This is a genomic window from Neisseria sp. 27098_8_158, from assembly GCF_041433145.1.
GTDB classification, from domain to species: Bacteria; Pseudomonadota; Gammaproteobacteria; order Burkholderiales; family Neisseriaceae; genus Neisseria; species Neisseria subflava_E.
This window is the reverse complement of the sequence record NZ_JAPWAZ010000001.1, coordinates 150,328-176,008: the sequence shown is the minus strand read 5'-3', so window position 1 is coordinate 176,008 and position 25,681 is coordinate 150,328. Positions and strand designations below refer to the sequence as shown.

Genomic DNA, 25,681 nt, shown 5'->3' with positions numbered 1-25,681 from the left:
CATTATAAAATAATTTAGATGAGTTTGCTCGAATTGTTGACAATATGATGTCAAATTTACGCAAATAAAAACGGATTCAGACGACCCATAGGCCGTCTGAATCCGTCAAACTCAATCATCCAATTCTTCAACTTCAGCTGCTTTACCCGAAAGATGCGGCATTGCGGTATCTTTTCCAGGCAGATAAGGCATTGCAGCATCTGCAAGTGATTCAAAATACGGAATTGTGTGCGAACTTTGCCACTCTTCCGTTTTCGGCAAATCAGTGTGTGAAAAAATCATCACTGCCAGTGTCACCAAAATCACACCTTTCACTGCACCAAATACGCCTCCAAGCAAACGGTTGATGCTTCCCAAACCAACGGCAGACATCAAACTGCTTAACAGCGATCGTGCCAGTTTCTGCAACAGCCATGCCAGAAAAAACACAGCGGCAAAACCCATGGCAACCGCCAAAGAATGCGGCTCAACCGATTTAAAGACCACATCGGCAAACGGCACGGCGAGCGTTCTGGCTGCAATAAACGATACCACCCAGGCCACCATCGCTCCTGCTTCGGCAATAATACCCCGTGTCAACGAGATAATGATGCAGATGACGATAACGGCGGCAGCCAACAAATCGGCAACAGGCAAATTACTCACTGGTCACCTGACCGGCAATGCCATGTACACGCAATTTGTTCAAATCGCGCTCTGCATCGCGTGCATTTTTATAACTGGCTGATTTCACGCGATACACCTTACCTTTATCAGTCATCACTTCAGTAATGGTCGAGTCGATACCTGCGGCTTTCATTTTACGTTGCAGGCTTTGCGCACGTTCTTTTTCAGCATAACCAGCCTGAATGGCAGCTTTTTTCGCAGGTTTGGCTTCTGCTTTTTCTTTTTCAGCTTTAGGTTTGGCTTTTTCAGACGGCTTCTCGGCAGTTTTTACCTTATCGGCTTTTTCTGTTTTGGCCGTTTCTGGTTTAGCTTTTTCATTTTTTGGTTTTTCAACTTTAGCTTCTGCTTTCTTGGCAGGTTCGGCCTTGTCTTTTACGCTGTCTTTGCTGTTTTTGGCAGATTTACGCTCGGCAATGGCTTTCTCTGCTTTTTCCAATTGTGCCAATTTATTGCGTTCGGCAGCGGCTTCACGCTCTGCTTTTTCAGCACGCGCTTGAAGTACGCGTTTTTTAGCTGCCAATGCGTTTTCTTTCTCGGCAGTTTCCTGTTGGACTTGTGTTTTACGGGCAGCAGCACGTTGTTCAGCCTGACGTTGGCGGCGTTCTTCTGCTCGGCGTTCTTCGGCTCGGCGTTCGGCAGCTTCGCGTTTGGCAGCCTCGGCGCGTTGAATACGTTCGGACTCTTCCAAGCCTTTAATATTACCGTCATCCAAAGTATCGTTGATCAAAACCAACGGCTCGCCGACATCTTCGGGAGCAGATTCACGGTTTGGCTTCAATACTTCAACCGGTACATTGTCTTCTTCGTCGCCTGCATTTTGCGGTTTATTTGGTGCTTCTGCATCCGCATGGCGGGCAGCCTCTTCAGCAGCAGCAACATCCTCTTTATTCGGCTCTAAAACAACAGCCTTGCTCGGCTCGTCAGCCGTTTTGACTTGGCTCTGACCGACTGGCGCTTCTTTAAACGGTGAATTTTTATCGTCGCCGGAAGTCAGTGCCAGACCGAACAGCATACCCGATGCCACCACCAAGCCGGAGGCTAAGACCAAGCGACGGCGGTTGCGACGTTTGAGTTGTTCGTAACCGTCTAAATCGTATCCGTTTGGAGTTTCTTTTTGTTTATTGTCGGACATGATAATTTCCTCGTTAGTGTTCTTTCAAAACAGCCATTACATCGGCAACAGTATGGAATGAGCCGAAAACAACGATTCTATCATTTTCGGTTGCTTTAGCCAAAGCAGCGCGGTAGGCAGCAGCGACAGTTTCAAAAACATTTACATTGTCGATGCCGTGTTCAGCCAGTTTGGCCTGCAAAGCCTCTATCGTCATGCCGCGCGGTACATCTAAAGGCGCGATATTCCACTCGTCAAACTGGTCTTTAACGATTTCCAGCACGCCATCAATATCTTTGTCGGACAACATACTGAATACAGCAGTACGTTTTTGGGCAAAGGCAAGGTTAATCAGACTGCGGCGCAAAGCACGGGCTGCGTGCGGATTGTGGCCGACATCCAAAACCACCAGCGGACGGCCGGGCAAAACTTGGAAACGTCCAGGATTCTCAACCAACAGCAAACCGCGTTTAATCGCGCCGATATCAACCGGCAATTGTTCGTTCAAACATTCCAACACGGTCAATGCACATGCGGCATTAGACAACTGATAGGCACCGCGCAAAGCAGGAAACGGCAAGGAATTGCGGTTACGGCTTTGGCCGTCTGAAGATTGCGGATGGAAGCGGTAGTTCCACTGTACGCTTTCCATTGACGCAAAATCAAAATCTCGCTGAACCATCAACAGTTTTGCGCCAATTTCTTCTGCGTGTTTGACCAATGATTCAGGCGCAGGATTCTGACCGCATACGGCAGGTTTGCCGCTACGGAACACTCCGGCTTTTTCAAAACCGACCTGCTCGACAGTATCACCCAAAAATGCCTGATGGTCCAAATCCACGCTGGTAACAACCGAGCAGTCGCCATCGAATACGTTCACAGCATCCAATCGTCCGCCCAAACCAACTTCCAAAATCATTACGTCCGCATTTTCACGCATGAAAATATCGACAGACGCCAAAGCATTAAACTCAAAATACGTCAGCGAAATTTCGCCGCGCGCCGCTTCGATACGCTCAAATGAGGAAACAATCAATTCATCTGAAACCGGCTGAGTGTTGATGGCGATTCGTTCGTTGTAACGCAGAAGGTGTGGACTGGTCAGCGTACCGACTTTAAAACCGGCTTCTTTATAAATATGCGACAAATAGGCGCATACGGAACCCTTGCCATTTGTACCCGCCACCACGACGACAGGACATTGCGGCACCAAATTCATGCGTTTTTTCACTTCTCCCACGCGTTCCAAGCCCATATCGATAAGGCCGGAACTATGGGCAGTCTCCAAATGAGAAAGCCAGTCTTGTAATGTTTTCATTGTATTTATCGCTTCAAAAGGCCGTCTGAAACAGCCGTTTAATCCATATCTGCCGCAAGTTCTGCTTTGTCTTCTTTTTCCCGGCACCAGCGCGCCCACACTTTCAGACGGCGGTATGCATCACGGTCGGCCATATCGGGCAAGATGCAGTGTTTGACTATTTTTCCGTCAACATTCCATTGCAAAAACAAAGCATAAACCGTCAACATACTGCTGTCTTGCAAAACCGCGCTTCTACCCTCTTCTTCGCCATTCAAGTAAACCGTCGCACGGTATTGGCGGTCGATGATGATTTTTCTGACCGCATTTTGAGCGTGAAAATTAACGCTGTGCAATGCATAGGCAAAACTGCCGGTCAGCGCCGCCAAACCCAGCCACATCATCCAGCCGTAAAACTCGGCAAGACATAAGGCAACCGCCGAAAGGTGTAAGAAGACAATCAGAATTTTCAAAGAACGCGAGGGCTTTAAAGCCGTCTGAAAACTGCGCACGGCTTTACATCATATTGTCGAAAACAGGCGTAATGTTCAATTCCGCCTCTTCCATATCCAAAACCATATCGTGGATTTCGGTATCGAAAAATTCCCAAAAAGCCTTCAAGCTCATGTCTTGCGGCCATTTGCTTTTATCGATGTCCCAGCCGGCCAATTCGGCTTCAAAAATCTGCTGGTAGCGTTCGTCAAAATAGGAAATGACGGATTCGGGTTCGTCAAATTGCGGCACAAGGAATACGGAGCAGTTGGTGCGCAGTTGCTCGACGGTCAGATCGGGCATATTTTCATCGGCGGATTTCAGCCATTCCAAAAAACGGGCGGTCGGCTTCAGCACAACAGCAGTACGGTCAACAAAATACATTATTTTCAACTTTCAAAATCATTCAAACCGATCATGCCGTCTGAAATTTCAGACGGCCCGAGTTTAATGTGTCATTACCTGTTGCAGGAACTGTTTGGCACGCTCATGTTTCGGATTAGTAAAAAATTCTTCCGGCGTTTCATCTTCCAGAATCTGGCCTTTATCGACAAAAATCACACGGTCGGCGACTTCGCGCGCAAAACCCATTTCATGGGTCACACACATCATGGTCATGCCGCTTTCCGCCAAGTCTTTCATCACTTTCAATACTTCACCGACCATTTCAGGGTCAAGCGCGGAAGTCGGCTCGTCAAACAACATCACGCGCGGCTCCATCGCCAAACCGCGTGCAATCGCCACACGCTGTTGCTGACCGCCGGAAAGCTGGCCGGGCAGCGCGTCTTTTTTATGCGCCAAGCCGACACGTTCCAAAAGCTCCATCGCTTTCTTTTCTGCCTCTTCACGGCTTTGGTTTTTCACTTTCATCGGAGAAAGAATAATATTTTCCAAGACAGTCAAATGCGGATACAGATTGAACCCTTGGAACACAAAGCCCACTTCTTCGCGTACTTTGTTCAAATCGGTTTTCGGATCGGCAACATTGATGCCGTCCACCCAGATCTCGCCGCTTTCAATGCGCTCGAGTTGGTTTACCGTACGAATCAGCGTCGATTTGCCACTACCCGAAGGGCCGCATACAACGACCACTTCGCCTTGTTTGACTTCCAGATTCACGCCGTTGATAACGTGCAAATCTTTAAAATGTTTGTGTACATTTTTGAATTTAATCATTATTTCTTTCCAAACTGCCAAAATTTTCAGGGCTTGAGTTGCGCTTGCCGCTGCCAAAGCAAAGGAATAGCCGTTTCAAGCCAAAAACGGCAACTGACTATAGCGCCGGAGGTTCCGCCTTTATTGTACCGATTGACTTTAAATTGCTCTTCCCTATCGAGACGATACCCGGTCAGTACCCAAACTGCGCCGATAATTGCCGCTTCAAAACGGTGCCGCTTAGGCGGCATATCCTTACCGGAAAAATACTGCGCCAACTCGCGCCACAAATATGAATCACCCAGAAACCCCCATTGAATAGGAGGTTGCTTAAAAATTGCCATCACTGTTTCAGACGGCCTTTTGAACCAAATAATTGCTCAATTCCACATATTTCTCAGCGGCAATGTGTTCTGCCCTGTCCTGCGGATTAATGCCGACTGCCTGCAAGTCATCATCGCCGGCAAGTTCCTTCAAATTATTGCGTATGGTTTTACGGCGTTGATGGAAAGCCAGTTTCACCAGTTTGGCAAAATGTTCAAAATCTTCCGCTTTACCGATGCGGTGTTTCACCGGAATCATGCGCACGACGGCCGAATCCACCTTCGGCGCAGGATCAAAGGATTCAGGCGGTACTTCAATCAACATTTCCATATCGAAAAAATATTGCAGCATCACGCCCAGACGGCCATAGTCGTTGGTTTTCGGCTGCGCCACCATGCGTTCGACCACTTCTTTTTGCAGCATAAAGTGCATATCGATCACATCGTCGGCCACTTCGCTCAATCGGAACAAAAGCGGCGTAGAAATATTGTACGGCAGGTTGCCGACAATTTTTTTCTTGCCTTCAATGCTATTGAAATCAAACTGCAATACATCGCCTTCGTGTATCACCAATTTATCTGCAAACGGCAAGGTTTTCAGACGGCGTACGATGTCGCGGTCGATTTCGCAAACATGCAGGCGATTGAGTTTTTTCGCCAAAGGTTCAGTAATGGCGGCCAAGCCTGGGCCGATTTCAATCACGATATCATCGGGCTGCGGTCTGACCGCGTTGACAATATCGCTAATAATCCGCGTATCCTGCAAAAAATTCTGCCCGAAGCGTTTCCGGGCCTTATGTTCTTTCATATCTTTCTTCAAGCAAGCTGTTTAAGGCAGTATTGTAACTGAAACAGGTGTTTTTGTCGGCACGCTTTCAGACGGCATTTGCCTAATTTTAAGCAAACGGCGGCGCTTCCAAACCCAAAGATTTCAGTAGTTGCGCGGTCTCATAAACCGGCAAACCCATCACGCCCGTAAAACTGCCCTGCAAATGCTCGACAAATACGCCGCCCAAGCCCTGAATTCCATACGCACCGGCTTTGTCCATCGGCTCGCCGCTGGCAACATAGGCTGCAATCTCCTCAGCCGTCAACGTTTTAAAGCGCACTTCGCTCGTCTGCACCACATCATGACACACGCCTTGCCAGTAAACGCATACAGCCGTCAGCACTTGATGCGTCCGTCCGGACAAGCGTTCCAGCATATCGACCGCATCCGCCTCGGATTCCGGTTTTCCCAAAATAACCGCACCATCCGCCACCGTCGTATCCGCCGTCAATACAGCAAACTCAGGCTCTTGATCATGAGCAGCAAACCATTGCGTCACCGCTGCCTGATTTTTCTCGTAGGCCATACGGCGCACATACTCTACTGCGGCTTCGCCTTCTTTGGGGGTTTCATCAATATCCGCAGGAAGGCGACGTACCGTGAAACCCAAATTCTCCAAAATCTCACGACGGCGCGGACTGCCCGAAGCCAGATAAATTGCGTTCATTGTATTGGTTTTCCTTATTTTGAAATTTTATGCTGACCGGACAGGCGGACATAATGCGCGGATGAATACGTCAAAAATTCCTTTTCCTCATCCGTCAGCGGACGCACTTGTTTCACAGGCGAGCCAACGTATAAAAAACCGCTTTCCAAACGTTTGCGCGGCGGCACCAAACTGCCCGCGCCTATCATCACATCATCTTCGACAACCGTATCATCCAAAATAATCGAGCCCATGCCCACCAACACACGATTCCCAATTCGGCAGCCATGCAGCATAACCTTATGTCCAATCGTCACATCATCGCCGATAATCAAAGGCGAACCGTCAGGCTTCGCCGCATTCTTATGCGACACATGCAAAACGCTGCCGTCCTGCACATTGCTGCGCTTGCCGATAGAAATACTGTTCACATCGCCGCGCAATACAGCATAAGGCCAAATCGATACATCTTCCGCCAGCGACACTTCGCCAATCACTACCGAAGTCTCATCTACAAAACAAGACTCATCAACCGACGGCACATAATCCAAAAACGCACGAATAGGGTTTGCCATTTCCAATATCCTTTTCTCAAAACCAAAACTGATCAGACCGTCTGAAAACACGGCGTAAAACGATTTTATACTACAACAATACGAAATCAAGCCAGAAAATCATCAAAAGGCCGTCTGAAACAGTTTTCAGACGGCCTTTCATCATAAACCCTTTATCTTGGCTTACGGCTCTTTATCATTAGCGCTCCATCTACCTTTTATGGAATAATCGTCTTCATTTGATTGATGGAGAAGCCGATGGACACACGTTCGGGAAATTATGCAGCGCCCCTATTGGTCGTCGGCTGCGTCGTCTTCGGCTTGGGCAGCTTGATCGTCAAATTTGTCGATGTCGGCTCTTACGCCATCGCATTCTGGCGCTTGCTGATTGCCGCCCCTATATTCTTCCTGCTCGGGCGTTTTTTCAGACAAAAAATGCCCACGAAAAGAAAAACGGTCGGCTACGCAATCTTATCCGGCGTTTTCCTCGCATTCGACCTCGCTCTGTGGCATGAAAGCATTCACGCCGTAGGCCCCGGCATTTCCACCTTGCTCAACAGCCTGCAGATTTTCTTTTTAGCCGCCATCGGCTTCTTCTTTTATTCGGAACGTCTAAGCGCCCTGCAAATTTTAAGTTTGATATTGGCCACCATAGGCGTAGCCTTAATCGGCAGCCCAGAATTCGGTCATAACGACAATGCTGCATGGGGATTTGTCAGCGGCGTAGTGTCCGGTGGCATGCTGGCCCTGTCTATGGTTTTCGTACGCAAAACTCATGAGCAGGAAAAAGTCGGTTTGTTTCCGCTCATGATGATTTTAAGCTTCGGCGGCGCAATGGCGCTGATCATCCCATCTCTACTATTCGATACCGCCAATCTTTACCCTAAAACTTTAAACGATGCGATTCTAGTCTCAATCTACGGCATCGTCATGCAATGCTTCGCTTGGGCATTGATTGCTTACGCCATCCCGCTTTTATCCCTATCGCTGACCGGCCTACTACTGCTCTCCGAACCAGTTGCTGCCATGTTGATCGATTATTTCTGGCTGGATAAACCGATTAACACCGTCCAATGGATCGGTGCCACTTTGACTTTATTGGCGATTTATTTAGGTTCGTTAAAAGACAAAAAATAGATACAAAAAAGGCCGTCTGAAAAATTTCAGACGGCCTTTTAATCTGTTTATTGCTTATTGGATGCTGGTACCGATACGGCTGAGTTCGCCAAAGTTCATCCAAACGAAGAAGGCCTTCCCGACAATCAGTTTATCATCGACAAATCCCCAATAACGGGAGTCGGCACTGTTGTCGCGGTTGTCGCCCATCGCGAAATAACGGCCTTCGGGAACTTTACAGATAAAGCCATTGCCGTCTTCTGCGTATTCGCAATTTTCCAAACCGCTTGTTTCAAGCGAGTAATTGCTTTCAGGCATTACTTCGGAGGTATATTTGTTCAATACGGCAATAGATACGGAAGGCTGACCGGCCTCCTTGACCACGTCAAAGTTTTTGCCGTTCAAGGCCGTCTGAAAACGCTCAAGCGTATGAATCATAGATGGATCGGTATCATCTGCGTATTGATAATTGCCGTTTGGTTTTTCGGGAATAATTTCACCGTTAACAGTCAAAACCTTATCACGATATTCCACAACGTCGCCCGGAATACCGACGATACGTTTGATGTAATTCATCTCAGGCTGAAGTGGGTAATTGAACACCACGACATCGCCTCGTGCAATATTGCCAACAGGGATAATGACCTTATTCAAAATCGGCAGGCGGATACCGTAAGAGAATTTGTTCACCAAGATAAAATCGCCTTTGACCAAGCCCGGACGCATGGAGCTGGACGGAATTTGGAACGGTTCAGCAATAAAGCTGCGCAATACAAAGATAACCAAGATGATGGGAAAAAAGCCGCCCATGTAGTCGGTAAAATGTGCATTGTCTTCGCCGGTTTCACTTTTTTTCAGACGGCCTTTATGGATTGCCCAAACAATACCGGTGAACACGACAAACACCAGCAATACGGCGGTAAAGCTCATAAATTCGGACAAAATGCCGAATACGCCGACCATGCACAAGAGATAACTCCATTGCAGGCCGGAGCTCCATTCGCCGTTTTCCTGACGCTCTTTGCTGCTTTTGAAGTTGAGAACCAAGCCGGCCAGCAGTACAACGATTGCGCCTAAAGTCAGATTTATACTCATTATTTATCACTCACTTGCAGAATCGCCAAGAATGCGCTTTGCGGGATTTCCACATTGCCCACTTGTTTCATGCGGCGCTTACCTGCTTTTTGTTTTTCAAGAAGTTTTTTCTTACGCGTAATATCGCCGCCGTAACATTTCGCCAAAACGTTTTTACGCAGGGCTTTGACGTTTTCGCGGGCGATAATCTGGCTGCCGATGGCGGCTTGGACGGCGATGTCGAACATTTGGCGCGGAATCAGTTCGCGCATTTTTGATGCCAGCTCTCGACCGCGGTGAACGGCGCTTTGACGGTGCACAATCAGGCTCAATGCATCGACTTTTTCGCCGTTGACCATAATGTCGAGCTTAATCAAATCAGACGGTTGGAACTCTTTGAAATGGTAGTCCAACGAAGCATAGCCGCGCGAAGTCGATTTGAGCTTGTCGAAGAAATCCATTACGACTTCGTTCATCGGCAAATCATAAGTCAGCATGACTTGGCGGCCCATGTATTGCATATTGACCTGAACGCCGCGCTTTTGGTTACACAAAGTCATGACGTTGCCGACATATTCCTGCGGCACAAGAATGGTCGCAGTGATAATCGGCTCAAGAATGGTTTCGATAGTGCTAATTTCAGGCAGTTTGGACGGGTTTTCAACTTCGATTTTCTCGCCGTTTTTCAACACGACTTCATAAACCACTGTTGGCGCAGTGGTAATCAAGTCCATGTCGAACTCGCGCTCCAAACGTTCCTGAACGATTTCCAAGTGCAACAGGCCCAAGAAGCCGCAACGGAAGCCGAAGCCCAATGCTTGGGAAACCTCAGGCTCAAATTTCAACGAAGCATCGTTAAGCTGCAATTTTTCCAAAGCATCGCGCAAGGCTTCGTAGTCGTGGCTTTCTACGGGATAAAGTCCTGCAAATACTTGGCTTTGTACTTCTTGGAAGCCGGACAGCGGCTCAGAAGCAGGGTTGGCAACCAAAGTAACCGTATCGCCAACTTTCGCCTGTCCCAATTCTTTCACGCCGGTAATCAAAAAGCCTACTTCTCCGGCTTTGAGTCCTTGTTTTTGAACTGATTTTGGTGTAAATACGCCCAGCTGCTCAACCTGCGTTTCCGCCTTGGTGCTCATAAAGCGTACTTTGTCTTTCAGCTTGATGGTGCCGTTTTTCACACGAATCAACATGACCACGCCGACGTAGTTGTCAAACCACGAATCGACAATAACCGCTTGCAACGGCGCATTTTCATCGCCGGTCGGCGCAGGGATTTTGGCAACGATTTCTTCCAAAACATCTTCCACACCAATGCCGCTTTTTGCAGAACATTGCACTGCACCAATGGCATCAATACCGATAATGTCTTCGATTTCCTGCTCCACGCGCTCGGGTTCTGCGGCAGGCAAGTCGATTTTATTCAAAACAGGCACAACCTCCACGCCCAAATCAATCGCGGTATAGCAGTTCGCCACGGTTTGCGCTTCTACACCTTGAGACGCGTCAACCACCAAAAGCGCGCCTTCACAAGCCGACAGCGAACGTGATACTTCGTAAGAGAAGTCGACGTGTCCTGGAGTATCAATTAGATTGAGCTGATACACCTGCCCGTCACGTGCTTTATAGTTGAGTGCGGCGGTTTGCGCTTTAATAGTAATGCCGCGCTCTTTTTCGATGTCCATGGAATCGAGCACCTGCGTGCTCATTTCGCGCAAATCCAAACCGCCGCAGTATTGGATAAAACGGTCGGCAAGCGTCGATTTACCGTGGTCGATGTGGGCAATAATGGAGAAATTCCGTATGTTTTTCATATTGTTATTAAGATAAATGCAATTAAAGGCTGAAAGGCCGTCTGAAAAAACAGGGATTCGGTTTTCAGACGGCCTTAGAATAAGGTTGAATCGTTCCGTATTCTAACGGAAATTCAACGCTTTTGCATGATTTTATAGCGATTTGACAATCTCGGTCACCATCTTCGCCGAGCTGACGGCTGCCGTTTTCAAAAACTCTTCAAAGCTGATGTCCGCTTTCTCATCTGCCGAATCGGATACGGCACGAATAATCACAAACGGCACTTCCAACTGGTGACAGGTCTGCGCAATCGCCGCAGCTTCCATTTCTACTGCTTTGACTTCTGGGAAATGACTGCGAATTTCTGTGACACCTTCGCTGCTGTGTACAAAACGGTCGCCACTGACAATCAGACCTTGCGTTACGGCTGCACCTTCAAACACTTGAGCTGCCTTTTCTGCTTGGCGAATCAAGTTTTCATCCGATGCAAACACCGCAGGAAGTTGCGGTACTTGTCCCCAAACATAACCAAAAGCCGTTACATCAACATCATGATGCGCCATAGTTTCGCCGATGACCACATCGCCAACCTTCAGCCCTTTGCCCAAACCGCCTGCACTGCCGGTATTGATGACACAATCCGGTGCAAACTGATGAATGACCCAAGAAGTCGAAACCGCTGCATTAACCTTACCGATACCACTCAAAACCAATACCATGCGTTTTCCGGCCAATTCGCCTTCATATGCCGAGAATTTACCGAAGGACACATGCTTGACATTGGCCATGCTTTCACGCAAAAGCTCAATTTCCTGCTCCATTGCGCCGACCACGGCAATTGTTTGTACTGACATCTCGTTACCACCTTTCCATTCACTAATCGGGCAACATTATAACAGCAGAATTTAAAATCACAGGGATACTGAAAAATCTGCTATATTCCCAGCACGACACTCAATTTAAAACAGATAGCCACTCTAGTGGGCAAAACAGCAAATAATGATTGCTTCTGTTATAATTATTTTCAATAAAATAACTTAATATTAACTATCTGAATTCTTATGTTTGACGAAAATACTCCGGGCGCAAAAGAAGAATTGTTCGCTTGGCTACGCCATATGAGCAAATACAAAGGCTCCGACCTTTTCATTACCACCAACTTCCCGCCGGCCATGAAAGTGGACGGCAAAATCATACGGCTGACCGATGAGCCGTTAAGCGCTGAAAAATGTATGGAAATCGCTTTTTCGATTATGTCTTCCAAACAGATCGAAGAATTTTCTTCCACCAACGAATGCAACTTCGCCATCAGCCTGCCCGATACCAGCCGCTTCCGTGTCAATGCAATGGTTCAACGCGGTGCAACTGCTTTGGTATTCCGCTCCATTACCAGCAATATCCCTAAATTTGAAACGCTCAATCTGCCACCGATTCTGAAAGACATTGCCCTCAGAAAACGCGGCCTGATTATTTTTGTCGGCGGTACAGGTTCGGGCAAGTCCACTTCCCTCGCCTCCCTTATCGACTATCGAAACGAAAACAGCTTCGACCACATTATTACCATCGAAGACCCGATTGAGTTTATCCACCAACACAAAAACTGCATCATCACCCAACGTGAAATCGGTGTAGATACAGAAAATTGGCCGATTGCATTGAAAAATACCCTGCGCCAAGCACCGGATGTTATCTTGATTGGTGAAATCCGCGACCGCGAGACCATGGACTACGCCATTTCCTTCGCGGAAACCGGCCATTTGTGTATGGCGACACTGCACGCCAACAGTACCAACCAAGCGCTGGACCGCATCATCAACTTCTTCCCCGAAGAGCGCCGTAACCAGTTGCTAACCGATTTATCGCTCAACCTGCAAGCCTTTATTTCGCAACGCCTGATTCCCCGTGAAGGCGGACGGGGACGCGTAGCGGCTGTCGAGGTTTTGCTCAATTCGCCCATTATTGCCGACTTGATTCGAAAAGGTGAAGTCCACAACATCAAAGAAATGATGAAAAAATCAACCGGCATGGGCATGATTACTTTTGACCAAGCCTTATATGATTTGTATGAAAACGGCGATATCAGCTATCAAGACGCCATTAAAAATGCCGACTCCGCCCATGACTTGCGCTTAGACATTCAATTACGAAGCCGTCGTGCGCAAAATGCCGGTCCGGATTTAGAATTGATTTAACAACTTCACAGCATAAAAAAGGCCGTCTGAAACCTCATTATGAGTTTCAGACGGCCTTTATTCCATCAAATAATCAAGCCTGTTTCAATTTTGCATCGGCATCACGCAATGCAGTACGCAGACCTTCCTCGATAACCGGATGGTAGAACGGCATATCCAGCATTTGCGGAATCGTCATCTTCATTTGATGCGCCCAAGCCATCAAGTGTGCCAAATGTTCGGCAGCAGGGCCGACAACTTCCGCACCAATGAAACGGCCGGTCGCTTTCTCAGCATACAAACGCATATGACCTTTGTTTACCAACATAACGCGGCTGCGGCCTTGGTTTCGGAAGGAAACTTCGCCGATTACAAACTCATCAGGCTGATATTTCGCCGCAACTTGCGCGTATTTCAAGCCGATAGTGGCAATTTGCGGACTGGTGAATACCACGCCGATTACGCTACGGCGCAAGCCGCCCTCAATATTCGGGAAAATAGCGGCATTGTGACCGGCAATTTTGCCTTGGTCGGAAGCTTCATGCAGCAGAGGCAATTGATTGGACGCATCGCCGGCGATAAAGATATGCGGAATGCTGGTTTGCATGGTCAGCGGATCGGCAACAGGCACACCACGCGCATCTTTTTCGATATTCAGGTTTTCCAAACCGATATTGTCCACATTTGGACGGCGGCCGACGGCAGCCAAAGCATATTCGGCATGGAACACACCTTTTTCGCCATCTTGTTCCCAATGAACTTCAACATTGCCTTCTGCGTCCAATTTGACTTCGGTTTTGGCGTCCAAATGCAAAGTCAGCTCTTCGCCAAAAACAGCTTTGGCTTCTTCAGCAACAACAGGGTCGGAAATACCGCCGATGGCTCCGCCTACGCCGAAAATCTCAACTTTCACGCCCAAACGGTGCAAAGCCTGACCCAACTCTAAGCCGATAACGCCGGGGCCGAACACGGCTACGCTTTTAGGCAAAGTATCCCAAGAGAAAACATCATCGTTCACAATCAAGCGATCGCCCAAAACTTCCCACTGAGGGAAAATCACAGGGCGCGAACCTGTGGCAATCACAAAACTTTTTGCAGTAATTTGAGTGTGGTCATCGATTTGGACGGTGTGTTCGTCAACAAATTTTGCCGTACCCATAATGCGCTTGTCGGCAGGCCACTCTTCTACATCGCTGACTACAAAACCGACGAAACGGTCGCGTTCGGATTTAACGCGTTGCATGACTTCTTCGCCGTTGACGACGATGCTGTCTTTATCCAAATGCACGCCAAACGGATCGGTATGCAGAGCATGATGGCGCGCTTCCGCAGCTGCAATCAGCAATTTGGACGGCATACAGCCGACACGCGCACAAGTTGTTCCGAATACATTGTTTTCAATCAGGTAAACATTGTCTGTATGAAGTCGGGCATTGCGAAATGCACCCATACCGGCTGTACCGCCACCCAGTACTACCACATCTGCTTGAATTTTTTTCATATTTTATCCTTACTGTCTATATCCAAACCGATATTGCCATCAGGTTATCCGTTTTCAGACGGCCTAAACTTCATAAACTATCAAAATTTAAAAATCAATAGCAAATATCTAAATATCGATTTAAAACAATAATCTCAAATTCTACTTGTAAATATAGAGTTATTCAGAACGCCGATTTGCAAACGTCGTCTGAATAACTCTATATTTGGTCTTTCAGCCGGCCTTTTCAAGCCGTCTCAAGCATACAGGCAATTAGTTTTTAGCCAAGTAAGCTTCCAAGTCTTCGCTACCGCCGATGTATTTACCGCCGATGAATACTTGAGGAGCAGTCATCTTGCCGGTAATAGCGCGTACGGAAGTAACAGTTGCATCTTTGCCCAATACTATTTCTTCGTAAGACAAGCCTTTGTCTTGCAGAGCTTTTTTAGCTTTAGCACAGAACTGGCAGCCAGGTTTGGTGAAGATGGCAACAGACTCTTGAGCTTTCCAGTCAGGAGCAATGTATTTCAACATAGTGTCAGCGTCAGACACTTTGAAAGGATCGCCTGGTTCTTCAGGTTCGATAAACATTTTTTCAACCACGCCGTCGTTAACCAGCATGGAGTAACGCCAAGAGCGTTTACCGAAGCCCAAGTCTTCTTTGTCAACCAACATGCCCATGCCTTCAGTGAATTCACCGTTGCCATCAGGGATCATGTAGATGTTGTCGGCTTCTTCTTCAGCAGCCCAAGCGTTCATTACGAAAGTGTCGTTTACAGATACGCAGTAGATTGCGTCAACACCGTTTTCTTTGAACGCACCAAACAATTCGTTGTAGCGTGGCAGGTGAGAAGAAGAGCAAGTTGGAGTAAATGCGCCAGGCAGAGAGAACACGACTACTTTTTTGCCTTTGAACAAATCATCAGTAGAAACATCTTTCCAAGTGTCGCCAACGCGAGTGTGGAATACTACGGAAGGTACTTTTTGACCGGTACGATCTTGCAAAGCCATTTTTAAGCTCCTTAAAAATTCAGGTTTGAGAAATGAATCAATGCTTGCATTTTAATGCAGGCCTATCGATTTGTATAATTTATAGTTCAAATAATATTAATTACATCAAACTATCAATTCAATTAAACCGAAAACAGCTGTTCTTCTAAATGAAGGCTATCTGAAATAAAACAAGTGCCTGACTGAAATTATTTTTTAGGTAAGGGCTGAACGGGCGAATCCGAAGCCACAATTTCGCCGATGGCTGTTTCCGCAATATCCTTCAAAGCATAGCGGTCTTTATCCGGCATGTCTGTCGGTTTGTATTGGGGCGAGAAATCCAAACGGATACGGATTTTCTTCATAGAAACAATACGCCACAAAGACTGAAACAGGTTTACCTCCGCATAAGACGGCAAGTCCGTCCGTTGTCCTTCATCATCATAATAGCGTAAGGTTACCGCCTGAATCGGCGCTTTCGCATCAATAGCCGATTGAAACAGGGCTGCTTTAAACGGCAAAATACCCAAGCCGGAAGAAGTGCGCGCCTCGGGGAAGAAGCTGACATTCTGCCCTGCTTTCAATGCCGCACAAATCGCCTGATTAATCGGTTCGACATCACGGCGGGAATTGCGGTTAATAAACACCGTACCGGCATTTTTACCCATTTTCCCCAAAACCGGCCAATCGCTGATTTCCTTTTTTGCAATAAAACTGCTCGGATAAACGGCGCTCATGGCAAAAATATCCAACCAAGACACATGGTTAGCCACGACCAAAGTACCGCTCACATTTCCTTGAGGCGGTACGCCGATTTCCAATTCGATATCCAAAGCATCCAATGCACCTTTTCCCAAAACAACCACAGCGTGATTGCGTTCCTCTGCGTTGTTGCCATCGATGGCACGCAAATCCCGACCGGTTCTGAATAACCAAGCTGCCAAACGGCAAAGTCTGCCCAGTCGTTTAAAAAAAGGAGCTTTTTGTTTAGACATAAAATTTCTTCTGTATTGTGTTCATTATTTTCAGACGGCCTCTGACATTTAAGGCCGTCTGAAACTATTTCTGGCAATTTGGACAATAAAATGTTCCACGCTGCCCCAAAGTTTCTTTAAAAATCAGTCCGCCACATTGGACACAAGGCTCATTGTGGCGGCCATAGACCGTATATTCCTGCTGAAAGTAGCCGCTTTTACCATCGCTATTAACGAAGTCTCGCAGCGTACTGCCGCCCGTTTCAATCGCCCTTTGCAGAACCGCTTTAACGGTTTCCACCAATAATGCGCATTCTTTCTTGGCCAGCTTATTCGCCGGACGCAATGGCGAAATACCTGCCTTAAACAGACTTTCATTCGCATAAATATTGCCAACGCCAACCACCACCGCATTATCCATCAGCGCTAATTTGACTGCACGCTTTTGGGTTTTCAATTTCTGATACAGGTAATTTGCATCAAAATCGCCCGAGAGAGGCTCCGGTCCCAACTTTTCCAACAGTGGATGATGTTCGGCAATACCCTCATACCACAATACCGCACCAAATTTACGCGGGTCGTGATAACGCAATATGGTACCGTCATCAAATACAAAATCCAAATGATCGTGTTTATCCGGCGTGGCGATACGCTCATCATCAGCGGTAAAAATCCGCAAACTGCCGGACATACCCAAATGAATAAGTAAAATACCCGTTTCAAAAGTAATAATCAAATACTTCGCACGCCGACTGCATGCCAAAACTTTGCGCCCGGCCAAAATTTGCGCCAAGTTTGGATGGATAGGCCATCTCAATTTAAACTGGCGAATAATGACTTTTTCTATCTTCTTGCCATCAATATGCGGTGTGATTCCACGTAAAGTCGTTTCCACTTCAGGTAATTCAGGCATCATTATTCTCCAAATTCATCATTATATATAGGCCGTCTGAAAACTATTCGGCCAAGCGTGCCGTACTTAAAGCAACCGTATTGCCATCGAATGCAGTTTCCAATTCAGGCAAAGGATGGACACCAATCAAATGTTTCGTTAACACCATCCCATAAACCGCCGCACACTGAGGCCACCACCTATCCCCTGCCTTTTCCATAAACCTCCAAAACTTCAAAGCAGAAGGCGAATTCACAGCAGGCAGATAATCCATAAACTGCCCATATTCTATTTCAAAACCAATATCCGCAATTTTTCGTTTCAACTCAGCCAGAGCCAAGCATTGAGATTTCAAAGGCAGCTTTTCCCCATCAAACCAAGAGCTTAATCCCCACAAAGATTTAGGGTTGAACCCCGTCAAAATCAACCTGCCTTCAGGTTTTAATATCCTAAACGCCTCTTGCAACACCAAATCTGCAGATGAAACTTCCAAAAGATGAGGCATCAATAACACATCCACGGAATGCGTTTCAAATGCCAACATTTCAGCATCCATCCGCACATCGCGAGGCACTACAATCATATTTTCAGACGGCCTCTGCCATACACCGCCCAATTGAACCGCCACCTGCCTATTCAAATACTGCAAATGCCGTCTGAAAAAATCCGCCTCTTTTTGAGCAAGATATTGCCCCATTGGCGTTTGCATAAAAAAAACTTCCATTAAAGGCTCCCCTATGCATCCCGACTTGTGTGACAGAATTTTAACACCACGACCACATCACACAAGCAAATTCCCTGCTCGACTTGACGTTTAAATGCTGAAACGATACTATCAAAAAGACGAAATTTTATTATATATTTGATAACTTTATTTACTATGGCAAAACTAAAAACCATCGCTCTGACCGTTTCAAGCCTGTCGGCGGTTTCCGCCACAGCCTATGCGCAAAACGCTACGCCCAACCAAGTCGGCATGGCCATGATGCGCCTCAACTCCGCCCTGCTCGACCAAGCCAAAGCACAAACCTTTGGCTCCGGTAGCTTATGGGCATCGTTGCGTAAAGACTTCCGCATCAACGAAGTCAACACAGAACTGGTTCGCCGCCATGAAAACAAATTTGCTGCAAACAGTGCATATTTCGACCGCACCATCTCTCGCAGCAAACCTTATATGTACCATATTGCTAATGAAGTTAAAAAACGCAATATGCCCGCTGAAATCGCTTTGCTGCCTTTCATTGAAAGCGCATTCGTAACCAAAGCCAAATCACACGTCGGCGCATCCGGCCTGTGGCAATTTATGCCGGCTACCGGCCGCCACTTCGGCTTGGAAAAAACACCTTTGTATGACGGCCGCCACGATATTTACGCCGCTACCGATGCCGCATTGAACTACCTGCAATACCTGCACGGTATGTTCGGCGACTGGTCTTTGGCGCTTGCCGCTTACAACTGGGGCGAAGGTAATGTCGGACGCGCTGTCAACCGCGCCCGCGCGCAAGGTTTGGAACCGACATACGAAAATCTGCGTATGCCGAACGAAACACGCAACTACGTCCCCAAACTTTTGGCCGTACGTAATATCGTTGCCAATCCGCAAACTTTTGGCATGAATATCAGCGAAATCAGCAATCAGCCGTATTTCAAATCTGTCAGCATCGACAAACCTATTGATAACAGCACAATCGCTCGTTTTGCAAACATCAGCGAAAGCGAACTGTTGGCACTCAACCCAGGTTTCAATGCCCCGGTATTTATCCCTAAAAACAATCGTCGTCTGTTGTTGCCGGTTTCTGCGGTTTCCGCATTTGAGAAGAACTACCGCAATGCCAATCCAGATACCCTGATGTCTTGGGATATTTATACTTCTTTGGGTAACAAAAAGCTTAATGCCATTGCCAACGATACCGGCATGAGCGTAGCCGAACTCAAGCGCCTCAACGGCCTGAGCGGTAGCGCCATTTCTGAAGGCCGCAGCATTTTGGTGGCTAAAAACTCAGCTACCCAAAGTCAAGACATTATTAACTTTATCGACAAAGACAATACTCCGGATACTTACCAATCCAATATGCCGACTATGTCTCCGATTATTGCTTCCAGCGTAGCAGAACCGGTTAAAGTTGCTCAAACCACCGTGACCAATATTGTTGCTCCTGTTGTTCCACAGTCCAGCAAACCGGTTGACTTTATTGCACGCAGCAAAACTGAAAACGTTACTTCCGTAGTGGTAACAGAAACCAAAGCCCAACCTCAAGTTGCAAATGCGGAAGTGCCTGCTCCAGTTGCAGCCATGCCCCATGCGACTACCGAGACCATTGCTAAAAATGTTACAGAAGCGCCCAAATCAGCCATCCCTGCAGACTTGACCGCGCCGACTGTTGCCGCAAACGATGTAGTCCCTACTCCAGCAGTTGAATCTGTTGCTGTTGCTCCGGTTCAAGAAGAGCATGATGACCTGATGGCCTTGGTACAAAGCCGACCTGCAGAAGAACCTGCAGCGACTGTTGCTGAAGCGACTTCTGAAGCCAAACAAGTTCAAACTGTTGTGACTGCCGAAAGTGCTCGTGCCGCACGTATCGCAGCTAATACCGCTAAACAACAACAACGCATCAATGCGCGTCTTGCCCGTGTAAATGGCCAACAAAACACACAAACTGCAGCACTTGCAGCAGGCACACACCGTGTGGAAGATGGTGATACGTTGTTTAATATCTCCAAACGTTACAACTTGAGCGTAGCTGATTTGATTATTGCCAACAACATCAAAGGTAACAATATCAAAAAAGGCCAAATCCTCCGTGTTACAGCTGCTCCGGCAAAAGTCCGCAGCAACCCGATTCAAAACGTTTCCTACACTGTACGTAAAGGTGATACTTTGAACACCATTGCCAACCGTTTCAATGTTGATGTTAATGAGATCCGCCGTTGGAACCGCAATACCCGTACGGTGACCCCTGGTCAACGTTTGAAACTGATTGGTAGCTAATACTTGCTTCAAAACAAAGGTCGTCTGAAATATTCAGACGGCCTTTTTCTTTATGATAAATAATAAATTCAATTTTTGATAACAAAATAGTCATCTCTTCAAGACATAAACATCTATGCAATAACTACCACATAGAAAAAAGAGTATGCAAAAACACACTCTTTCTCAAACAAATTGCCATCAAATTTTACTCTTAACAGCTGCATTCAAACATATAAATCCTGTATAAACATCACTATGCCGGTGAAAAAGCATCACAGAAGAAGGCATCTTCCGGTAAAGCACATTTTTGAGTCAGCAAACTTTGCGCACTCTCCGTCATGGCTGGTGACCCGCAAGCATAAACTTCATATTGACTCAAATCAGGATAACTTTGTGCGGCAATATTTTGCACGTACCCATTCTCCCCTTTCCAATCGGAATCAGGCTTAGAAAGAACAGGCGAGAATTTCGCATTTTTCAGACGGCCTATTAATGCTTCTGCTTCTTCCAATGCGTACAAATCCTCCTGCTGACGTGCTCCCCAGTAAAAATGAACCTGACGTTCGCTATTCTGATAAATCAAATCAAGCAAGATACTGCGGATAGGTGCGTAACCTGTACCCGTTGCCAACAAAACAATCGGTTTATCGCTGTCCTTTTGCAAAGTAAACGCCCCCAATGGGCCTTTAACGCGGACAATGCCTTTCTCTTTGATTTTAGGCTCTGCACCAAAAATCATTTCTGAGCATACGCCGTTTTCACGTTTGCGGATATGCAATTCCAAAATGCCTTCTTGATCAGGCGAATTGGCAATTGAATAGCTGCGGCTGATATTGCCGGGAAGCAGTAAATCAATATATTGCCCGGCATAAAATGCAAATGGCGGCGCTTTAGGCAAAGCCAGTTTGAGCAAAGCAACATCGTGTTTGATTTCAATGTTTTCAATACGTGCCGGCAATGTGCGTACTGGCAAAGCATTTTGATTAAAACCCGGCACATTAATTTTGAGGTCGCTCTTCGCAGTGGTACAGCACAATAACACTTTACCCTGCGCTTTTTCTTCTTCACTGATGGCTTTATCAATATGCTTGCCCATTTCAAATTCGCCACTAATCAACTCGGCCTTACATTGCCCGCAGGCACCGCTTTTGCAAGAATGAGGCAAATTTAAATTCTGACGGGTTGCGGCAGCAAGAACAGTTTCGTTCTCATTCGCCGTAAATGTAGTTTGATCTGGTAAGGTAATGGTATGTGTCATGGTATTTAGAATAAATTTATTATCAAAAACAAAGGCCGTCTGAAAATAAAGCCTGTTTTCAGACGGCCTGTCCTATCTATCAAGCCAATTTGGCTTTAATCAACTCTTGAACCTGAGCCGGGTTGGCCTTGCCTTTACTTGCTTTCATTACTTGACCGACAATCGCATTCAAGGCTTTCTCATTACCGGAACGGAATTGCTCAATGGCTTTCGCATTGTTTGCCAACACTTCATCCACCATAGCTTCAATTGCGCCAGTATCGGTAATCTGTTGCAAACCATGTTTTTCGATGATTTCAGCAATATCTGCTTCAGGCTCAGCCCACATTGCTTCAAAAGCTTTTTTCGCCAATTTGCTGCTTAATGTTCCATCCGCAACTTTAGCAACCAACTCAGCAAGACGTGAAGCCGTAATCGGGCTTTCAGCTAATTCCAAACCTTCTTTGTTCAAGGTGGCGGCAAGCTCGCCATTCATCCAGTTCGCCGTTAATTTACCTTGGCCGCAGGCTTTGGCTGCTTCTTCAAAATAGGCAGCTTGGGCGCGGCTGGCAGTCAACAGGCGCGCATCATAGTCAGACACACCGTAATCGGCAACAAAACGCGCCGCCATTTCATGCGGCAATTCAGGCATTTGCTCTTTGGCTTTTTGCAATTGGCCGTCTGAAATAATGACCGGCAGCAAATCTGGATCTGGGAAATAGCGGTAATCGTGCGCATCTTCTTTCAAACGCATCACACGGGTTTCACCTTTTTCAGGGTCAAACAACATGGTTGCCTGCTGTACTTTACCGCCGTCTTCCAAAATTTCGATTTGCGCTTCCACTTCATAATTGATGGCTTGTTCCAAGAAGCGGAAAGAGTTGAGGTTTTTGATTTCACGGCGTGTACCGAACTCAGCCTGACCTTTTGGACGTACAGAAACGTTGGCATCGACGCGGAACGAGCCTTCCGCCATATTACCGTCACAAATATCCAGCCAAGTTACCAAACCGTGCAACGCTTTAGCATATGCCACAGCTTCGGCTGCAGAGCGCATTTCAGGCTCGGAGACAACTTCCAACAAAGGCGTACCGGCACGGTTTAAGTCGATACCGGTGGCACCGTTCAAACCCTCGTGCACGGATTTACCCGCATCTTCTTCCATGTGCGCACGGGTAACATTGATGGTTTTAACCTCATCGCCTACTACGATTTCCAGCTTGCCGTGCTCAACAATCGGCAAATCCAACTGGCTGATTTGATAACCTTTCGGCAAATCAGGATAAAAATAGTTTTTACGGTCGAACACGTTTTTCTGATTAATTTTCGCATCCAAAGCCAAACCGAGTTTGATGGCTTTTTCGACGACTTCGCGGTTCATTACCGGCAATACGCCCGGCAACGCACACTCAACCACGCTGGCGTGGGCATTAGGCTCGGCACCGAATGCAGTGGATGCGCCGCTGAAGATTTTGGATTGGGTGTTGAGTTGGACGTGGATTTCCAGTCCGATTACGGTTTCCCAAGTCATAAGGGTCTTTCTGTCGAAAAAAAGTTAATCGGTTAAATGAGTGATTCGTTTTTCAGACGGCCTGAATAAAAAACATAATAGGCCGTCTGTAAGATAAGTTTATTTCCTGCGGCGTTGGAAACCGGGCAGTTGCCAATGGAAACGGTATGCAGTCAGGCGAAACAACAATCCGCCAGCAAAGAGCAGGTTTAACGTAAAGATATTAATCCAGCCCAAATGCCCGAACAGATAAATCAGTCCGCCAATCAAAATGGCTACGCTGCCGTAAAGGTCGGTGCGCAAAATCATCGGCACATCATTGACCAAAATATCGCGCGCAATACCGCCACCAACGGCAGTCACAAAAGCCAAAGAAATAACGCCAAACAGATTAAGCTGCAAGGCCATACCGATTTGTGCACCGGTAATGCTGAACGCTGCCAAACCGATGGCATCGGCAATAATAAAAGCAGCGGCCAAATAGGTGCTGCGATAACGTTGCACCCTTATTAACCATGCGATGGCAAGCGTGGCAAACACAACAATCAGCGCATCGGTTTGCAAAAACACTTGCGGAATCCGGCCAACCAAGCCATCGCGTATCATGCCGCCGCCGACAGCCGTCAGTAACGCAGTAATGACGACACCGAGCACATCCAACCGCTTGTTGTAGCCGACCAAATAGCCTGAAATGGCAAACGCAGCTGTCCCAATGATTTGAATGAAGTCGGTGGCTGTCATGTTTTTAAATATCTACAATATGCAGCACCTCAATACATTCAGGCGCTTTTATATGGTTTATTTTCAGACGGCCTTGAATCATCAAGGCCCTAAAACATTATTCCGGCGCTTTGGTGTGCCAATCGCTGTTCAGCTGAACTTGATGTGCGGCACCCAAAATTTTGGCTTCGGAGAAATAGTTGCCGATAAATTGCACACCAACCGGCAGGCCGTTTGCGCTGAAACCGGCAGGCAGAGTCAGTGCAGGCAAACCGGCAAGATTCACGGCGATGGTGTAAATATCGGACAAGTACATTTGGACAGGGTCGTGGATGTCGCTACCGAGTTTCGGCGCGGCAGTCGGCGCAGTCGGCGCAAGAATAAAATCACATTGACCAAAGGCCGTCTGAAAATCATTGGCAACCAGACGACGCAGTTTTTGCGCTTTCAGATAATAAGCATCATAGTAACCATGACTCAATACATAAGTACCAATCATGATACGGCGTTTGACCTCGCTACCGAAACCTTCGGCACGAGTATTGCTGTACATTTCTTCCAAATCGCCAAATTGTGCTGCACGGTGGCCATAACGTACGCCATCGAAACGGGACAAGTTGGTACTTGCTTCCGCAGAGGCGAGAACGTAATAAGCAGGAATCGACAATGATGTTTGCGGCAGGGAAACTTCAACAGTCTCTGCGCCTTGGGCTTTGAGCAAATCGATAACGCTTTGTAAGGCCGTCTGAACATCGGCATCTGCGCCTTCGCCGAAATATTCTTTAGGCAAACCGATTTTCAAACCTTTGAGCGGCTTGTCCAAATCACGGGTGTAGTCTTCTTTGTCGCGCTCCAAACTGGTGGAATCGCGCTCGTCAAAGCTGGCCATGGCGTTCAACAAAATCGCACAGTCTTCGGCCGTTTGCGCCATAGGGCCGGCTTGGTCAAAGCTGGAAGCATAAGCAACCATACCGAAACGTGAAACCGTACCGTAAGTCGGCTTGATGCCGGTAATACCGCAATGCGACGCTGGCTGGCGGATAGAACCGCCGGTATCCGAACCCAAGGCAACAGGCGCCAAACGCGCTGCAATCACGGCAGCCGAACCGCCTGACGAACCACCGGGAACATGTTCAAGGTTCCACGGGTTTTTGGTTGCGCCGTAGAATGAAGTCTCATTGGTCGAACCCATGGCAAATTCGTCCATATTGGTACGGCCAAGAGTGACCATGCCGACATCCAACAGGTTTTGCACCACAGTGGCAGTATAAGGAGAAACAAAGTTATCCAACATTTTGGAGCTGCATGCACTGCGCCAACCTGTTTGGCAGAAAATATCTTTGTAAGCAACCGGTACACCGGTCAAAGCCGTTGCATTACCGGCTGCTATACGCACATCGGCTGCTTTGGCCTCAGCAAGGGTCTTATCTTGGTCGATGGTAACATAGCCGTTGATGGCAGGGTTTTTCGCAGCAATAGCGGCCAAATATTCGTTCGCCAATTCGACTGCGGAAATTTGTTTGGATTGCAGCAGGCTGCTGGCTTGTTTGAGCGTGTAAGCGGTCATTGTGCCGTACTTTCTATAAAACAGTTTTTGCTTTCAAAACAGATATTGAAAACATCCGTTTAAATCAATAAATCGGGCCGTCTGAACAGAATATCCTTTCAGACGGCCTTGC

25 protein-coding genes are annotated in these 25,681 nt (G+C 47.2%); 3 read left to right on the top strand and 22 right to left on the bottom strand.

Annotated features, from left to right (window positions below):
- Positions 1-111: 111 nt before the first annotated feature.
- From O3681_RS00860 to O3681_RS00815, 10 genes are all read right to left on the bottom strand, one after another.
- A complete protein-coding gene (locus tag O3681_RS00860) occupies positions 112-645 on the bottom strand; it encodes a CvpA family protein (RefSeq protein WP_107723068.1) in 534 nt (177 codons plus the stop codon).
- The gene (ftsN, locus tag O3681_RS00855; protein ID WP_107723067.1) at positions 638-1,798 is read right to left on the bottom strand and encodes a cell division protein FtsN; all 1,161 of its coding nucleotides are present in this window, start codon (positions 1,796-1,798) and stop codon (positions 638-640) included. Before ftsN ends, O3681_RS00860 begins: the two co-directional genes overlap by 8 nt.
- 13 nt (positions 1,799-1,811) lie before the next feature.
- Complete coding sequence (folC, locus tag O3681_RS00850) at positions 1,812-3,095, bottom strand: bifunctional tetrahydrofolate synthase/dihydrofolate synthase (protein ID WP_371459065.1); 1,284 nt, start codon at positions 3,093-3,095, stop codon at positions 1,812-1,814.
- Between the two features lie 38 nt (positions 3,096-3,133).
- Complete coding sequence (locus O3681_RS00845) at positions 3,134-3,586, bottom strand: protein YgfX (RefSeq protein ID WP_371459064.1); 453 nt, start codon at positions 3,584-3,586, stop codon at positions 3,134-3,136.
- Between the two features lie 4 nt (positions 3,587-3,590).
- Positions 3,591-3,950, bottom strand: coding sequence for a hypothetical protein (locus O3681_RS00840; protein ID WP_003747228.1), 360 nt, complete (start codon positions 3,948-3,950; stop codon positions 3,591-3,593).
- 63 nt (positions 3,951-4,013) lie between these two features.
- A complete protein-coding gene (locus O3681_RS00835) occupies positions 4,014-4,742 on the bottom strand; it encodes an amino acid ABC transporter ATP-binding protein (RefSeq protein ID WP_003747231.1) in 729 nt (242 codons plus the stop codon).
- A gap of 26 nt (positions 4,743-4,768) precedes the next feature.
- On the bottom strand, positions 4,769-5,065 hold the full coding sequence (locus O3681_RS00830; RefSeq protein ID WP_371459063.1) for a hypothetical protein: 297 nt from the start codon (positions 5,063-5,065) through the stop codon (positions 4,769-4,771).
- A 7-nt stretch (positions 5,066-5,072) separates the two neighbouring features.
- Positions 5,073-5,852, bottom strand: a complete 780-nt coding sequence (rsmA, locus tag O3681_RS00825) for a 16S rRNA (adenine(1518)-N(6)/adenine(1519)-N(6))-dimethyltransferase RsmA (RefSeq protein ID WP_036490462.1) — start codon at positions 5,850-5,852, stop codon at positions 5,073-5,075.
- Positions 5,853-5,940: 88 nt separating this feature from the next.
- Positions 5,941-6,540 (bottom strand): nucleoside triphosphate pyrophosphatase, encoded by a 600-nt coding sequence (locus O3681_RS00820; protein ID WP_371459062.1) that lies wholly within the window; start codon positions 6,538-6,540, stop codon positions 5,941-5,943.
- A gap of 14 nt (positions 6,541-6,554) precedes the next feature.
- Positions 6,555-7,094 (bottom strand): gamma carbonic anhydrase family protein, encoded by a 540-nt coding sequence (locus tag O3681_RS00815; RefSeq protein WP_049350611.1) that lies wholly within the window; start codon positions 7,092-7,094, stop codon positions 6,555-6,557.
- A 237-nt stretch (positions 7,095-7,331) separates the two neighbouring features.
- Here O3681_RS00815 and O3681_RS00810 point away from each other — a divergent pair, with 237 nt between their 5' ends.
- The gene (locus tag O3681_RS00810; protein WP_371459061.1) at positions 7,332-8,210 is read left to right on the top strand and encodes a DMT family transporter; all 879 of its coding nucleotides are present in this window, start codon (positions 7,332-7,334) and stop codon (positions 8,208-8,210) included.
- Between the two features lie 54 nt (positions 8,211-8,264).
- Here O3681_RS00810 and lepB read toward each other — a convergent pair whose 3' ends face one another.
- The 3 genes from lepB to O3681_RS00795 all read right to left on the bottom strand — a co-directional run bounded on the left by lepB (position 8,265) and on the right by O3681_RS00795 (position 11,911).
- Entirely contained in the window at positions 8,265-9,284 is a 1,020-nt protein-coding gene (gene lepB / locus O3681_RS00805; protein WP_049322907.1) for a signal peptidase I, read from the bottom strand.
- On the bottom strand, positions 9,284-11,077 hold the full coding sequence (lepA, locus tag O3681_RS00800) for a translation elongation factor 4 (RefSeq protein ID WP_107723059.1): 1,794 nt from the start codon (positions 11,075-11,077) through the stop codon (positions 9,284-9,286). The genes lepB and lepA overlap by 1 nt, the downstream gene beginning before the upstream one ends.
- 132 nt (positions 11,078-11,209) lie before the next feature.
- Entirely contained in the window at positions 11,210-11,911 is a 702-nt protein-coding gene (locus tag O3681_RS00795) for a 5'-methylthioadenosine/adenosylhomocysteine nucleosidase (RefSeq protein WP_107723058.1), read from the bottom strand.
- A gap of 207 nt (positions 11,912-12,118) precedes the next feature.
- Between O3681_RS00795 and O3681_RS00790 the strand changes: the two genes are divergently transcribed.
- Positions 12,119-13,249, top strand: coding sequence for a PilT/PilU family type 4a pilus ATPase (locus tag O3681_RS00790; protein ID WP_107723057.1), 1,131 nt, complete (start codon positions 12,119-12,121; stop codon positions 13,247-13,249).
- 73 nt (positions 13,250-13,322) lie between these two features.
- Here the strand turns inward: O3681_RS00790 and O3681_RS00785 are convergent, their stop codons facing one another.
- The 5 genes from O3681_RS00785 to O3681_RS00765 all read right to left on the bottom strand — a co-directional run bounded on the left by O3681_RS00785 (position 13,323) and on the right by O3681_RS00765 (position 18,288).
- Positions 13,323-14,729 (bottom strand): dihydrolipoyl dehydrogenase, encoded by a 1,407-nt coding sequence (locus O3681_RS00785; RefSeq protein ID WP_107723056.1) that lies wholly within the window; start codon positions 14,727-14,729, stop codon positions 13,323-13,325.
- A 252-nt stretch (positions 14,730-14,981) separates the two neighbouring features.
- On the bottom strand, positions 14,982-15,719 hold the full coding sequence (locus O3681_RS00780; protein WP_004520136.1) for a redoxin family protein: 738 nt from the start codon (positions 15,717-15,719) through the stop codon (positions 14,982-14,984).
- 188 nt (positions 15,720-15,907) lie between these two features.
- Positions 15,908-16,693, bottom strand: coding sequence for a 1-acylglycerol-3-phosphate O-acyltransferase (locus O3681_RS00775; RefSeq protein ID WP_371459060.1), 786 nt, complete (start codon positions 16,691-16,693; stop codon positions 15,908-15,910).
- 64 nt (positions 16,694-16,757) lie between these two features.
- Entirely contained in the window at positions 16,758-17,585 is an 828-nt protein-coding gene (mutM, locus tag O3681_RS00770) for a bifunctional DNA-formamidopyrimidine glycosylase/DNA-(apurinic or apyrimidinic site) lyase (RefSeq protein WP_371459463.1), read from the bottom strand.
- A gap of 43 nt (positions 17,586-17,628) precedes the next feature.
- On the bottom strand, positions 17,629-18,288 hold the full coding sequence (locus tag O3681_RS00765; RefSeq protein WP_371459059.1) for a class I SAM-dependent methyltransferase: 660 nt from the start codon (positions 18,286-18,288) through the stop codon (positions 17,629-17,631).
- Between the two features lie 156 nt (positions 18,289-18,444).
- Between O3681_RS00765 and O3681_RS00760 the strand changes: the two genes are divergently transcribed.
- Positions 18,445-20,553 (top strand): LysM peptidoglycan-binding domain-containing protein, encoded by a 2,109-nt coding sequence (locus O3681_RS00760; RefSeq protein ID WP_371459058.1) that lies wholly within the window; start codon positions 18,445-18,447, stop codon positions 20,551-20,553.
- Positions 20,554-20,788: 235 nt separating this feature from the next.
- Here O3681_RS00760 and O3681_RS00755 read toward each other — a convergent pair whose 3' ends face one another.
- The 4 genes from O3681_RS00755 to gatA all read right to left on the bottom strand — a co-directional run bounded on the left by O3681_RS00755 (position 20,789) and on the right by gatA (position 25,569).
- Positions 20,789-21,793 (bottom strand): FAD-binding oxidoreductase, encoded by a 1,005-nt coding sequence (locus tag O3681_RS00755; RefSeq protein ID WP_371459057.1) that lies wholly within the window; start codon positions 21,791-21,793, stop codon positions 20,789-20,791.
- 79 nt (positions 21,794-21,872) lie between these two features.
- Positions 21,873-23,303, bottom strand: coding sequence for an Asp-tRNA(Asn)/Glu-tRNA(Gln) amidotransferase subunit GatB (gene gatB / locus O3681_RS00750; RefSeq protein WP_371459056.1), 1,431 nt, complete (start codon positions 23,301-23,303; stop codon positions 21,873-21,875).
- Positions 23,304-23,402: 99 nt separating this feature from the next.
- Positions 23,403-24,023, bottom strand: a complete 621-nt coding sequence (locus O3681_RS00745; protein WP_049331484.1) for a trimeric intracellular cation channel family protein — start codon at positions 24,021-24,023, stop codon at positions 23,403-23,405.
- Between the two features lie 97 nt (positions 24,024-24,120).
- A complete protein-coding gene (gatA, locus tag O3681_RS00740; RefSeq protein WP_308881008.1) occupies positions 24,121-25,569 on the bottom strand; it encodes an Asp-tRNA(Asn)/Glu-tRNA(Gln) amidotransferase subunit GatA in 1,449 nt (482 codons plus the stop codon).
- Positions 25,570-25,681 lie beyond the last annotated feature (112 nt).

What these genes read in the sequence shown, in the direction of transcription:
- O3681_RS00790 (WP_107723057.1), top strand. Translation starts at nt 12,119, where the DNA reads ATGTTTGACGAAAATACTCCGGGCGCAAAAGAAGAATTGTTCGCTTGG.
- O3681_RS00755 (WP_371459057.1), bottom strand. Translation starts at nt 21,793, where the DNA reads ATGACACATACCATTACCTTACCAGATCAAACTACATTTACGGCGAAT.
- lepA (WP_107723059.1), bottom strand. Translation starts at nt 11,077, where the DNA reads ATGAAAAACATACGGAATTTCTCCATTATTGCCCACATCGACCACGGT.
- gatA (WP_308881008.1), bottom strand. Translation starts at nt 25,569, where the DNA reads ATGACCGCTTACACGCTCAAACAAGCCAGCAGCCTGCTGCAATCCAAA.
- O3681_RS00795 (WP_107723058.1), bottom strand. Translation starts at nt 11,911, where the DNA reads ATGTCAGTACAAACAATTGCCGTGGTCGGCGCAATGGAGCAGGAAATT.
- folC (WP_371459065.1), bottom strand. Translation starts at nt 3,095, where the DNA reads ATGAAAACATTACAAGACTGGCTTTCTCATTTGGAGACTGCCCATAGT.
- O3681_RS00785 (WP_107723056.1), bottom strand. Translation starts at nt 14,729, where the DNA reads ATGAAAAAAATTCAAGCAGATGTGGTAGTACTGGGTGGCGGTACAGCC.
- O3681_RS00775 (WP_371459060.1), bottom strand. Translation starts at nt 16,693, where the DNA reads ATGTCTAAACAAAAAGCTCCTTTTTTTAAACGACTGGGCAGACTTTGC.
- O3681_RS00835 (WP_003747231.1), bottom strand. Translation starts at nt 4,742, where the DNA reads ATGATTAAATTCAAAAATGTACACAAACATTTTAAAGATTTGCACGTT.
- ftsN (WP_107723067.1), bottom strand. Translation starts at nt 1,798, where the DNA reads ATGTCCGACAATAAACAAAAAGAAACTCCAAACGGATACGATTTAGAC.
- mutM (WP_371459463.1), bottom strand. Translation starts at nt 17,585, where the DNA reads ATGCCTGAATTACCTGAAGTGGAAACGACTTTACGTGGAATCACACCG.
- rsmA (WP_036490462.1), bottom strand. Translation starts at nt 5,852, where the DNA reads ATGAAAGAACATAAGGCCCGGAAACGCTTCGGGCAGAATTTTTTGCAG.
- O3681_RS00815 (WP_049350611.1), bottom strand. Translation starts at nt 7,094, where the DNA reads ATGGCAAACCCTATTCGTGCGTTTTTGGATTATGTGCCGTCGGTTGAT.
- O3681_RS00820 (WP_371459062.1), bottom strand. Translation starts at nt 6,540, where the DNA reads ATGAACGCAATTTATCTGGCTTCGGGCAGTCCGCGCCGTCGTGAGATT.
- O3681_RS00765 (WP_371459059.1), bottom strand. Translation starts at nt 18,288, where the DNA reads ATGGAAGTTTTTTTTATGCAAACGCCAATGGGGCAATATCTTGCTCAA.
- O3681_RS00840 (WP_003747228.1), bottom strand. Translation starts at nt 3,950, where the DNA reads ATGTATTTTGTTGACCGTACTGCTGTTGTGCTGAAGCCGACCGCCCGT.
- O3681_RS00760 (WP_371459058.1), top strand. Translation starts at nt 18,445, where the DNA reads ATGGCAAAACTAAAAACCATCGCTCTGACCGTTTCAAGCCTGTCGGCG.
- gatB (WP_371459056.1), bottom strand. Translation starts at nt 23,303, where the DNA reads ATGACTTGGGAAACCGTAATCGGACTGGAAATCCACGTCCAACTCAAC.
- O3681_RS00830 (WP_371459063.1), bottom strand. Translation starts at nt 5,065, where the DNA reads ATGGCAATTTTTAAGCAACCTCCTATTCAATGGGGGTTTCTGGGTGAT.
- lepB (WP_049322907.1), bottom strand. Translation starts at nt 9,284, where the DNA reads ATGAGTATAAATCTGACTTTAGGCGCAATCGTTGTACTGCTGGCCGGC.
- O3681_RS00745 (WP_049331484.1), bottom strand. Translation starts at nt 24,023, where the DNA reads ATGACAGCCACCGACTTCATTCAAATCATTGGGACAGCTGCGTTTGCC.
- O3681_RS00810 (WP_371459061.1), top strand. Translation starts at nt 7,332, where the DNA reads ATGGACACACGTTCGGGAAATTATGCAGCGCCCCTATTGGTCGTCGGC.
- O3681_RS00780 (WP_004520136.1), bottom strand. Translation starts at nt 15,719, where the DNA reads ATGGCTTTGCAAGATCGTACCGGTCAAAAAGTACCTTCCGTAGTATTC.